Raw genomic sequence first — 12434 nt, 5'->3', positions numbered from 1 at the left:
CCTTTTTAAGCGATTGAGAAATCTCATAGCAAAAGCTAAATGTGTGAGATTTCTCCATAAAGTCGAAATGACAAACAAGTCCAAAAATAACATCAATTATACCTACAAGGTCTTTGAGACCTTGCAGGAAAAACATCAAAAGTGAAAATAACAGACTACATCAAACGTCATAAAAAGAAAACAATTGTTCTCGTTGTTTTACTAATTTTCTATGCATTTTGTTTGCCAAAAGATTTGTTTACCAAACCAACATCTACAGTAATTACAAGTTATAAAGGTGAATTGTTGGGCGCTTTAATTGCAGATGATGGACAATGGCGTTTTCCACACAATGATTCTGTTCCAGAAAAGTTTAAAACCTGTTTAATTCAATTTGAAGATGAGTATTTTTACAAACATCCAGGCTTTAATCCGATTTCTATTTTTAAAGCTTTTCGTCAGAATTTAAAAGCAGGAAAAGTAAAAAGAGGAGGAAGTACGATTACACAACAAGTCATTAGATTAAGCAGAAATAATAGAGACAGAACTTATTTCGAAAAACTGAAAGAATTGGTTTTGGCAACACGTTTAGAATTTAGAGCATCCAAAGAAAAAATTATTGCTTTTTGGGCTTCAAATGCGCCTTATGGAGGTAACGTTGTGGGTTTAGACGCTGCTTCTTGGCGTTATTTTAATCGTAAACCATCAGAATTATCTTGGTCAGAAACTGCAACTTTAGCTGTTTTACCAAACGCACCTAACTTAATTTATCCAGGTAAAAATCAAGATAAATTATTAGCCAAAAGAAACCGATTATTAAAAAAGTTACTTACCAAAAAAGTGATTGATTCTTTAACCTACGAATTGTCAATTTTAGAAGGTTTACCACAAAAAGCCTATGCAATTCCACAAATTGCACCACATTTATTGCAAAAAATAAACAAAGAAAAAAAAGGTGAATTTGTAAAAACTACGATTAATAAAAAACTGCAAACCCAAACAAATACCATTGTAAAAAATCATTATAATCAACTATCTAAAAACGGAATTTACAATATTTCTGTTTTGGTTTTAGATGTAAAAACTAGGCAAGTTTTAAGTTATGTAGGTAATGCACCAACAGATAATAAACATCAAAAAAATGTTGATGTTATTGATAAACCCAGAAGTACAGGCAGTATTTTAAAGCCCTTTTTATATGCTGCAATGTTAGATAATGGTGAACTTTTACCCAATACTTTGGTAGCAGATATTCCCACAAATTTTGGTAGTTATCAACCAGAAAATTTCGATAAAAAATATGCAGGAGCCATATCAGCAAAACTAGCTTTATCAAGATCTTTGAATGTGCCAACTGTAAGAATGTTACAAAGTTTTGGTTTAGAGAAATTCCATCATTATTTACAGAAATTACAACTAAAAGACATTAAGAAATCTGCAGAATATTATGGCTTAACATTAGCCTTGGGTGGTGCAGAAAGTAATCTCTGGGATTTATGTAAAAGCTATGCAGCAATGGCAAGTACAGTAAATCATTACTCAGAAAACTCAAGCAGGTATTTTACAAACGAATTTAGTTCACCTACTTTATATGCGGATAAAAGTATTGATTTTGGAGCAAAAACATCAGAAAAAATAATTTTTGATGCAGCATCAATTTACCTAACCTTAGAGAGTTTAAAAGATGTAAACAGACCAAATGCAGAAGAAAATTGGGAGTTTTTTGATTCTTCTAAACAAATTGCTTGGAAAACAGGAACTAGTTTTGGTTTTAGAGATGCTTGGGCAATTGGTACAACCAAAGATTATGTAGTTGGTGTTTGGGTGGGGAATGCAGATGGAGAAGGTAGGCCAGGTTTGGTTGGTGTGCAAACAGCTGGACCAATTTTGTTTGATGTCTTTGATAAATTACCAAATTCAACTTGGTTCGAAAAACCTTTTGATGAAATGACAAAAATTGAAATTTGTAATAAAAGTGGTTACAGAGCCACAGATATTTGCGAAGAAAAAACCTTAGAATTTGTTCAAAATGCGGGTTTAAAAACAAAACCTTGTCCTTATCATATTTCTGTAAATGTGGATGAATCTGAAACCTATCAAGTAAATACATCTTGCGAAAATTTAGAGAACATCAAACAGAAATCTTGGTTTGTGTTGCCACCTTTACTAGAGTATTATTATAAGAAACAAAATCCATTTTATAAACCATTGCCTAAATTTAGAAATGATTGTTTGGGTGATGTTAAAAACACGATGAAATTTATATATCCTACAGAAAAAAGCACCATTTTTTTACCTAAGAACTTTAATGGCAAACAAAATGAGCTTGTTTTAAAAGTGGCACACTCTAATAACGATGCAATTTTGTATTGGTATGCCAACAATACTTTTTTAGGCACTACCAAAGAATTACATAGTTTTGCAATTCAGCCAAAAGTGGGTGAGTATAATTTTACAGTTATGGATAATTTTGGGAATGAAATTCATCAAAATATTTCTGTTAAACACTAAACCTTTAGAGTTTTCTTAACGTAAAATCATCATTTTTTTAACATCTTTGTAACAACCAGAAAAGTTGTAAAAATGAAGATTTATCCCATAGAAACAGGTAATTTTAAATTAGATGGTGGTGCAATGTTTGGTGTTGTTCCTAAAACCATTTGGCAAAAAACAAATCCTGCAGATGCTAATAACTTGATTGATATGAGTATGCGTTCTATGCTAATTGAAGATGGTAATCGTTTAATTTTAGTAGATACAGGAATTGGAAACAAGCAATCAGACAAATTCTTTGGTTATTATTATCTTTTTGGAGATTTTTCTTTAGACAGTTCACTTAAAAAACACGGTTTTCACAGAGATGATATTACAGATGTTTTCTTAACACATTTACATTTCGATCATTGTGGAGGTGTTATTGAAAGAACTAAAGATGGATTGCTAATTCCCGCTTTTAAAAACGCAAAAGTTTGGTCTAATGACAAACATTGGAAATGGGCAACTGAACCAAATCCAAGAGAAAAAGCATCATTTTTAACAGAAAATATCAGCCCAATAAAAGAAAGTGGTCAGTTAGAATTTATCCACAGAAATTATAAAGATCAAATTGGTTTCGATGTTTTATTTGTTGATGGTCATACCGAAAAACAGATGTTACCAAAATTAGAATATCAAGGTAAAACACTAGTATTTATGGCAGATTTGTTACCAACAGTTGGTCATATTCCTTTGCCATATGTAATGGGTTATGATACAAGACCTTTACTAACCATAAAAGAAAAAGCAGCCTTTTTAGATTTGGCTGCAGATAAAGATTTTTACTTGTTTTTAGAGCACGATACTCACAACGAAATTTGCACAGTAAAGCATACAGAAAAAGGAGTAAGATTAAACACTACACATAAATTTTCAGAAATTTTTAATTAAGAGAAGTAGATCTATGAAGAGTATAAAAACGTTGATTTTTAGTGCTGCTGCAGCACTTATTTTTACGGGTTGTAAATCCACACAAGTGGTAATTTCAAAACCAGTTTTAGATGAAATTTTAACAACACCTGCCAAAAAAACAGAATTATCTGAGGCAAATTTTAAAATTTGGTCGCATTTAGATATAACCAAAGATTCTATTGCTGGTATGAGTTTAGATAAAGCTTATCAGTTTTTACAAGGTAAAAAAGCAAATCCTATTATTGTAGCAATTGCAGATTCTGGAGTAGATATTAATCACGAAGATTTAAAAGATGTTCTTTGGATGAATCCTGATGAAATTGCGAATAATAATAAAGATGATGATAACAATGGTTACGTAGATGATATCTTTGGATGGAACTTTTTAGGAAATGCAAAAGGTGATATTGTAACTACAGATCAACTAGAAATTACACGAATTGTAAAAAGAGGTAGCGCTAAATTTGCTGATAAAAAAGCGACAGAAATTGCAGAAGAAGATAAGTTAGCATATCAAGAATATTTAAAATTAAACGAAGAGTTTAAAGCAACAATTGTTGAAAAGGAATCAGAAATTCAGCAAATGGAAGCTACTCTTGTTAACTTAAATCGAGTTCAAGAAAATTTTGCGGCAGTAAAAAAGTTAGCAAAAACAGATAGTTTAACTTTAGAAGTGGTTCAGAATTTGAATCCACCAAGTTTAACAGGTGTAATGCAAAAACAAAATGTCGAGAATATTTTAAAACAAGGTTTTAACGAGGCTACTTTGTTAGAGTATAAAGGGCAAGTAGAAGAATATACCAAAGAGATTAAAAAAGCAATGACTGGTTACGATTTGGATATGAATTTTCGTCAATCTTTAGGCGATGATTTGTACGATATTTCTGATAAGTATTATGGTAATAACAATGTTTTAGGTACTGCTGATGCAGCTTTACACGGAACTCACGTTGCAGGAATTGTAGCTGCAAATAGAACTAATAATTTAGGAGCTGTTGGTGTAGCAAATAATGTAAAAATTATGGCTGTAAGGATTGTGCCAGAAGCAGATGAACACGATAAAGATGTAGCTTTAGGTATAAGATATGCAGTAGATAATGGTGCAAAAATTATTAATACAAGCTTTGGTAAACGTTTTTCGCCAAACAAAAATTGGGTTTATGATGCAATTAAATATGCAGCAGAAAACGATGTTTTAATTGTAAATGCAGCAGGTAATGATGGTAAAAATATAGATGTTAGAGAAACCTATCCAACAGACTCTAAAGATATGTTAACCGAATTTACAGATAATGTAATAACAATTGGTGCAAGTAGCTTACATTATGATGAGCAATTACCAGCCAATTTTTCTAATTACGGAAAAATAAATGTTGATGTTTTTGCGCCTGGAGTAGATATTTATGCATCAACACCAAATAATAAATATGAAGCTTTAAGCGGAACATCTATGGCAGCACCTTCTACAGCAGGAGTTGCAGCATTAATTCGTGCATATTACCAAAGTTTATCAGCAAAAGAAGTAAAATCAATTTTAATGAATTCTGGAGTAAAAATTAATTTTAAAGTGATTTTACCAGGTTCTCAAACTCAAACAAATCAGAAAGGAAAATTGGTTCCTTTTTCAGATTTAAGTGTTTCTGGTAGAATTGTAAATGCTTATAATGCACTAAAATTAGCAGAATATATATCAAACAAAAAATAACATTTTTTCGAAACGTTTATTTTAAATAAGCGTTTTTTATTTTCAAATCAAACTAAAATTTTTACAATGAAAAAACTACTCTATTTATCATTATTTACTTTGGCATTTATGGCTTGTACGCAAACCAAAGAGGTTATTAAAGTAAATAAAGGAAGTTCTGCTATGAATTCTGATGCTACTTATTGGCAGCAAAAAGTAGATTATACAATGGATATTGATATGGATGTAAACAACTATCAATACAAAGGCACACAGAAATTAGTGTACACAAACAATTCTCCAGAAGCGTTAGATCGCGTATTTTATCATCTGTATTTTAATGCATTTCAGCCAGGCTCTCAAATGGATGTTCGTTCGTTAAATATCAAAGATCCTGACAGAAGAGTTGGAAACAGAATTAGCAAATTAAAACCAAATGAGATAGGTTTTATTAAAGTGAATTCTTTAAAACAAAATGGAGCAGAAGTAAAACACGAAACTGTTGGTACAATTTTAGAAGTACAATTAAATACACCAATTAAATCTGGAGAAAGTGTAACTTTTGATATGCTTTTTGATGCTCAAGTACCTGTTCAAATAAGACGTTCAGGAAGAAATGGTAAAGAAGGTGTTGCACTGTCTATGAGTCAATGGTACCCAAAAATGGCAGAATACGATTTTCAAGGTTGGCATACACCACCATATATTGCAAGAGAATTTCATGGAGTATGGGGAGATTTTGATGTAACATTACATATAGATAAAAACTATGTTGTTGGTGGTACAGGGTATTTACAAAATCCGCAAGAAGTAGGGCATAATTACCAAGATAAAACCAAAGCGTTAAATTTGCCAAAGGGCGATAAATTAACTTGGCATTTTAAAGCACCAAATGTACACGATTTTATGTGGGCAGCAGATCCAGAATACAAACACGATATTTTAACTATGGAAAATGGAATTGATTTGCATTTTTTATATAAGAAAAATTTAAAAGCTGAGTATTTAGAAAACTGGAAAAATTTGCAACCGAAAACTGCAGAGTTAATGACTTATTTTTCTGAAAACGTAGGTCAATATCCTTATAAACAATACTCTGTGATACAAGGTGGAGATGGAGGTATGGAGTATGCAATGTCTACTTTAATTACTGGTCAACGTAAATTTGGTAGCCTTTTTGGAGTAACAGCACACGAAATGGCACATACTTGGTTTCAGTTTTTATTAGCTTCTAACGAAAGTTTACATCCTTGGATGGATGAAGGATTTACCTCATATATTTCTGGAAAAGCATCTTATGAAATTCTAAAAAGAGGAAATAAAAATCCTAGTGCAGGCCCATATAGAGGTTATAATAATATGGTAAAATTGGGTACAGAAGAAGTTTTAACAACACATGCAGACAGGTTTCATACAAATAGAGGATATAGCTTTGCAAGTTATGGTAAAGGTAGTATGTTTTTAAGTCAGTTAGAATATATTATTGGCCCAGAAAATACTGCAAAAGGATTAAAAAAGTATTTTGATGATTTTAGTTTTAAACACCCAACACCAAACGATATAAAACGTTCTATGGAGAAAGTTTCAGGTATTCATTTAGATTGGTATTTAAACGAATGGACACAAACTTTACATACTATAGATTATGGTGTTAAAGCTGTTGATGGTAAAAAAATTACTTTAGAAAGAATTGGTCAAATGCCAATGCCAATAGATCTAGAAGTTACTTATACAGATGGTACTAAAGAGAGTTTTAATATTCCTTTAAGAATGATGAGAGGAGCTAAACCAACAAAAGCTACAGTTATTACAGATTGGGGATGGGCTTACCCAACGTATTCTTTTGAAACATCTAAAACAGTAAAATCTGTAGAAATTGATACTGAAAAATTAATGGCAGATATTAATGATAAGAACAATATTTTTAAAGTAAATTAATCTACTTTATTACATAGCATATTAAAAAGAAAGTGAGGTTTTTACCTCACTTTCTTTTTAATGTATAAATTCATTTATTTTGTCATTAGGAATAAATCCTTTTAAAATTAAAAAGACTCCACAAACAATTAAAATAATACCCATTATTCTTTTAACTTTAAAAATTAACAATGGCGTCATTTTATTTTTTAACTGTTTTGCTAATACTATTTTACCTAAATCAGTTACAAAATAAGCTAGTATAATAACCCCAAAATAGCTAAAAATAGCATTTTGGTTCATATTTAAAGTAGGGCCAATTACTAAAACTGTACCTAACCAAAATGCTAAAACACCAATATTGATAAAGTTTAAAAAATATCCTTTTAAAAATAATTTTAAGTAATTATTTTTAACAATAGGTACTTTTATAGTTGATGTAGTTTCTAATACTTCTTTTTTGTTCTGTTTATCAAAGTAAGTGATTAATCCATAAACAATTAAAACTAAGCCACCAATAAAGAACAATCTTGGGTCGTCTTTAATTTTTTCTAGTAAAGATCTACTACCATAATAAGCAATTAAAATAAAGGTAATATCACCTAAAATTACACCTAAATCAAAAATTATAGCAGCTCTTGCACCTTTTAAAATACTAGTTTGTATTAACATAAAAAAAATAGGGCCAATCATAAAAGCCATAAAAAAACCTATGAGGAAGGCATTTTTAAAATCGTAAATGTCCATTGTCTAAAAATACTGTTTTTTAATTGAAGTCAAAAAAAGAAAGGATGGAAAACCCATCCTTTACGATTAAATATAAGTTTTCTGATGCTTAAACATCATCAAAATCGATGCTAATTTTTGGTGTAGTTGGATAAGCTTGGCAGGCTAAAATTAAGCCTTCTTCAACTTCGCTATCTGTTAAAATGGTGTTTTTAACCATTATAGCTTTTCCTTCTGTAACTTTACACATACAAGAACTACAAACTCCACCCTGGCAAGAATAAGGCGCATCTAAATGATTACGTAAACTGGCTGCTAAAATGTCATCAGTTTGTGGCATTGTAAAGGTTGTTTCTTCATCATCTAACAACACTGTAATTTCTGTAGTTCCTTCTTTTACTTCGGATGCAGCTTCTTCATCAATAGAAGCTGTAAACAATTCAAAATGAATATTTTCTTTGGTAAAGTAATTGCCTTTTAAAGTATTGGTAACCTCATTAATCATTTGTTCTGGTCCACATAAAAAAGCAGCATCAAAAGAAGTTTCTTTGTACATATTCTTTACAAAGTAGTTGGTTACACTTTTGTCGATTCTACCTCTTAATTGGTTTTTAACATCTTCTCTACTAAAAATATAATGTAATTTAAAACGATTAGAATTTGATTCTTTTAAGGTGTTTAATTCATCATAAAAAATAGTATCAGCAGCAGTTTTATTACCATAAACTAAAGTGAATTTAGAAGTTGGTTCATTTTCTAAAACCGTTTTTATCATTGATGAAATTGGTGTAATACCAGAACCTGCAGCAAAAGCAATATAGTTTTTGTTTGCTTCTGGTTTTAACTCAAATCTACCTTCAGGTTCAGAGATCTCAATTTCATCACCCGCTTTTAATTCAGAAGTTGCATATTTAGAAAACGTTCCATTTTCTACAGCTTTTATAGCCACTCTAATTTCATTACTTTTTGGTGATGAACAAATAGAATATGCTCTTCTAATTTCTTCGCCATTAATTACTTTTTGTAAGGTAATATATTGGCCTGCTTCAAAATAAAAATTAGCTTTTAATTGTTGAGGTATGTTAAATACAACAGAAACCGCAAATGCGGTTTCTTGTTTTACTTCTTGTATGTTTACTTTGTGAAATGTTGCCATTTAAATATGTTTTATACCAAACTATTTGCAATTAAATATTCGGCAATTTGAACTGTATTGGTAGCAGCACCTTTGCGTAGGTTATCTGCAACAATCCACAAATTTAAGGTATTTTCTTGAGATTCATCTCTTCTAATTCGTCCAACAAACACTTCATCTTTATTATGTGCATTAATTGGCATTGGGTAAACGTTGTTTGCTAAATCATCTTCTACAATAACACCTGGAGTTTCGCTCAATATAGAACGAACTTCCGCTAAATCAAAATCATTTTCAAACTGAACATTTACAGCTTCAGAATGCCCACCAGCAGTAGGAATACGAACTGCAGTTGCTGTTACAGAAAAAGAATCGTCTCTTAAAATTTTCTTTGGCTCTTTAACCAATTTCATTTCTTCTTTGGTGTAACCATTATCTAAGAAAATATCACAATGAGGTAAAGCATTTCTACCAATTTTATGAGGATAAGCCATTTCTCCATCCACACCAGCTTCTTCGTTATCTAATTGTTGTACTGCTTTTACACCTGTACCAGAAACAGATTGATATGTAGAAATAACTACACGTTTCATAGTGTATTTAGAATGTAAAGGGGCTAAAGCCATTACCAACTGAATAGTAGAACAATTTGGATTTGCAATAATTTTGTCATCCGCAGTTAAAACATCACCATTAATTTCTGGGACTACTAATTTCTTGGTAGGATCCATTCTCCAAGCAGAAGAATTATCAATAACAGTTGTACCTACTTCTGCAAATTTTGGAGCCCATTCTAAAGAAGTATCTCCACCAGCAGAAAATAATGCTACATCTGGTTTTAAGTTTACAGCATCAGCTAAGGTTACAATAGTGTATTCTTTGCCTTTATAAGATAATTTTTTACCAGCAGATCTTTCTGATGCAACAGGTATTAATTCTGTTATCGGTAAATTACGTTCTTCTAAAACTTTTAACATTACTGTTCCAACCATTCCAGTTGCTCCAACTACAGCTATTTTCATTACTTTTTAATTTAGTATTGTATTTTATACTGCAAAGATGCTAACAAAAATAATGCTGACCATTATTTTAATAAATATTTACCAAAATAATTCAGGATGTTTAATTTTTAACAGATTGATATAAATTTTCTAAAACAAGAAAACCATCCAATATAAAATTGAATGGTTTTACGAATAATAGTAGTTAAAAACTAATAGTTAATCTTAAATATTTTATCATAAAAAAGCATCAATACCATAACTACCTTTAAACATACCTACTGCAAGAACAGCAGCTACACATATTGCTAGTATACTTAGAGGTATTACAAGCCTATCTACCCTAGATAGCCTTTTTGCTCTGTCTCTATCACCAATTAAACCATTATTATCTAAAAACATTGCTAACGCCCAAGCCAAAACAGGGTTTGTAACCATTGCCATAAAAATACAAACACCAGCAGCTTGTGCACAAGCACTTTGTTTAATCATTTGTACACCAGCTTCTATCATTGGTAAAAAGACCCCCACTAATAATGCAATAGATCTTACAGGTGGCCAAACAGCAACATCCATTGGACTACCTAAAATTGCGACAGCCATAACCATTATTCCTAAAAGAATAGCACCAGCAGGAATTGGTCTTTTTGCAATGGCTGCAGGTATTAAGTAAGTTCCCCAAGAAGAGGTAATATTACCACCACCAACTGCAGTACCAACCATTTGTCTTATAGAGCACATTGTCATTGTATCATCTACATCCATTAAAACTTTTTCAGATTTTTTTGGATAATTCATTTCTTGAAAAATTCGGTGCCCTAAAAAATCTGGAGACCACATTGCCACTGCTAAAATTGCAAAGGGTAAAGAAGCAATAAAATGTTGTGCTTTTGGTAAGCCAAGCATCCAACCTTCTTCTGTATTTCCCCACCAATACACAGGATTAAGATTTGGTAATCCCATTTCTGTAGTAAATTGTAAATCGAAACTTGCGCCACCAATTAAAGCAATTGCTAAAGCTGATATTGCACAAGCTGGTATTGCCAGCCAACGTTTGTCTATTCTGGCTAAATAACTGTATAAAATAACTGTAAAAGCTAAAATGATAAGACCTAAATATCCCATAGTTCCAATTTCTACTGTGGATGATGAAAGCCCCATACTCCAATTTTGGATGGTTCTAATTTGGCTGAGTGCACCAGAAAACCCTAGAAATATCAATAAACCACCTGCAACACCTTTACTTGTTAAATTTACTAAACGAGATCCGCCTTTAAAAAAACTAAGCAATAAACCAAAAATACCAATTAAAATTGCTAAAGCTAAAGGATGTGCGCCTGCCAAAGCAATACTGGCAATTAAAGGAATCATTGGACCATGATTACCTGCTAAATTTGCTCTCGGATTAAAAAAACCAGAAGCAAGAATTACAAATAAAAATGCGGGAATTATCATTTCTACTCTAGATACTTCAATGGCAAATTCTTTACCTAGTGTTATATGATCCCAGGCATTTGTTAAGCCTTCTGCCCAAGCCATCATAACAGAAGAGTACATTGCAATAATACCTAAAGTACCTGCTAAAGCTGGTACTAAATCTTCCCATTCAAATCTAAAATCTCTTCCAGGAAGATTTAATTTAAATCTTCTTGGTTTCATTATTTTTAATTCGTTTTCTAGATATTCTGTTCTGCTATCAAATTCTGATGCAGCTTTGTGTTCTTCTTTATATGTTTTCATAGAAATGTAATTCTCTAAATAAAAAGAGAAGTTTGATATTTAAATTAGATTAAAATGAAATTTCGTTTTAATTAATTTTTACTTTTTTAAAGTAGTTGCTTAATATTTTTGATGCGTTTTCTAGTTCTTCTGTGGTGTTTTCTCTTGCATCTTTTAATTCGTATTCCCAACCTAAAGCATCCCATTTATGGATACCTAATTTATGATAAGGTTGTAACTCTATTTGTTCTATAGTTTGGTAATCTTTAAAATATTGACCTAATTGATGTAATAACTCTGGAGTATTGGTAATTTCTGGAATTAAAACATATCGTAACCACATTTTTTTACCAGAAGCTTCTCTGTGTTTTGCAAAATTAAAGGTAGTTTCTTTGTTTCTTTTACCAGTAATTCGTTGAAAACCTTCTTCAGTCATGTGTTTAATATCTAACATTACTAAATCTGCATAATTGTCTAGTAATTCTATTGTTGGATGATTTAGCATTCTACCATTAGTATCTATATTGGTATGAATACCTTCTTCTTTAAGTCTTTTAAAGAACGGAATAAGATTATGAGCTTGTAATAAAGGTTCGCCACCAGAAACTGTAACACCACCTTTTTCGCCAAAATAAGATTTCATTTTAAGGGCTCTTTGCACCAAATCTTCTATGTGATATTCTTTACCTCCATGCGTATCTATTGTATCTGGATTGTGGCAATATTGGCATTTTAATTTACAGCCTTGTAAAAAAATAACCATTCTAATTCCAGGTCCATCATGAGTACCAAAAGACTCAATAGAATGAACATTTAATATGTTTTC

At 31.2% G+C, this 12434-nt stretch carries 9 protein-coding genes; 4 read left to right on the top strand and 5 right to left on the bottom strand.

What is annotated here, in order from left to right; all coding sequences use genetic code 11:
* The first annotated feature begins 141 nt into the window (after window positions 1-141).
* From pbpC to BW723_RS03335, 4 genes are all read left to right on the top strand, one after another.
* A complete protein-coding gene (gene pbpC / locus BW723_RS03350) occupies window positions 142-2490 on the top strand; it encodes a penicillin-binding protein 1C (protein ID WP_068362296.1) in 2349 nt (782 codons plus the stop codon).
* A 72-nt stretch (window positions 2491-2562) separates the two neighbouring features.
* Window positions 2563-3405, top strand: coding sequence for an MBL fold metallo-hydrolase (locus BW723_RS03345; protein WP_068362298.1), 843 nt, complete (start codon window positions 2563-2565; stop codon window positions 3403-3405).
* A 13-nt stretch (window positions 3406-3418) separates the two neighbouring features.
* Complete coding sequence (locus BW723_RS03340; RefSeq protein WP_068362301.1) at window positions 3419-5131, top strand: S8 family serine peptidase; 1713 nt, start codon at window positions 3419-3421, stop codon at window positions 5129-5131.
* A 66-nt stretch (window positions 5132-5197) separates the two neighbouring features.
* Window positions 5198-7048, top strand: coding sequence for a M1 family metallopeptidase (locus tag BW723_RS03335; RefSeq protein WP_068362304.1), 1851 nt, complete (start codon window positions 5198-5200; stop codon window positions 7046-7048).
* Window positions 7049-7105: 57 nt separating this feature from the next.
* Here BW723_RS03335 and BW723_RS03330 read toward each other — a convergent pair whose 3' ends face one another.
* The 5 genes from BW723_RS03330 to pflA form a co-directional block, all read right to left on the bottom strand.
* Window positions 7106-7774 (bottom strand): LysE family translocator, encoded by a 669-nt coding sequence (locus BW723_RS03330; protein ID WP_068362309.1) that lies wholly within the window; start codon window positions 7772-7774, stop codon window positions 7106-7108.
* Window positions 7775-7862: 88 nt separating this feature from the next.
* Window positions 7863-8909, bottom strand: a complete 1047-nt coding sequence (locus BW723_RS03325; protein WP_068362312.1) for a ferredoxin--NADP reductase — start codon at window positions 8907-8909, stop codon at window positions 7863-7865.
* A gap of 11 nt (window positions 8910-8920) precedes the next feature.
* On the bottom strand, window positions 8921-9910 hold the full coding sequence (locus tag BW723_RS03320) for an aspartate-semialdehyde dehydrogenase (RefSeq protein WP_068362315.1): 990 nt from the start codon (window positions 9908-9910) through the stop codon (window positions 8921-8923).
* A gap of 216 nt (window positions 9911-10126) precedes the next feature.
* Window positions 10127-11629 carry a DUF3360 family protein gene (locus BW723_RS03315; protein WP_068362317.1) on the bottom strand — a complete coding sequence of 501 codons (1503 nt, stop codon included), beginning with the start codon at window positions 11627-11629 and terminating at the stop codon, window positions 10127-10129.
* Between the two features lie 67 nt (window positions 11630-11696).
* A complete protein-coding gene (pflA, locus tag BW723_RS03310) occupies window positions 11697-12371 on the bottom strand; it encodes a pyruvate formate-lyase-activating protein (RefSeq protein WP_237150087.1) in 675 nt (224 codons plus the stop codon).
* Window positions 12372-12434 lie beyond the last annotated feature (63 nt).

Origin of the sequence: Polaribacter reichenbachii, assembly GCF_001975665.1 — a bacterium.
Lineage (GTDB): Bacteria > Bacteroidota > Bacteroidia > Flavobacteriales > Flavobacteriaceae > Polaribacter > Polaribacter reichenbachii.
This window is presented reverse-complemented; position numbering and strand designations above follow the sequence as displayed.

Excerpts from the sequence above, each read along its gene's own strand:
- BW723_RS03345 (WP_068362298.1), top strand. The coding sequence starts at position 2,563 with ATGAAGATTTATCCCATAGAAACAGGTAATTTTAAATTAGATGGTGGT.
- BW723_RS03340 (WP_068362301.1), top strand. The coding sequence starts at position 3,419 with ATGAAGAGTATAAAAACGTTGATTTTTAGTGCTGCTGCAGCACTTATT.
- BW723_RS03335 (WP_068362304.1), top strand. The coding sequence starts at position 5,198 with ATGAAAAAACTACTCTATTTATCATTATTTACTTTGGCATTTATGGCT.
- BW723_RS03330 (WP_068362309.1), bottom strand. The coding sequence starts at position 7,774 with ATGGACATTTACGATTTTAAAAATGCCTTCCTCATAGGTTTTTTTATG.
- BW723_RS03325 (WP_068362312.1), bottom strand. The coding sequence starts at position 8,909 with ATGGCAACATTTCACAAAGTAAACATACAAGAAGTAAAACAAGAAACC.
- BW723_RS03320 (WP_068362315.1), bottom strand. The coding sequence starts at position 9,910 with ATGAAAATAGCTGTAGTTGGAGCAACTGGAATGGTTGGAACAGTAATG.
- BW723_RS03315 (WP_068362317.1), bottom strand. The coding sequence starts at position 11,629 with ATGAAAACATATAAAGAAGAACACAAAGCTGCATCAGAATTTGATAGC.
- pflA (WP_237150087.1), bottom strand. The coding sequence starts at position 12,371 with ATGGTTATTTTTTTACAAGGCTGTAAATTAAAATGCCAATATTGCCAC.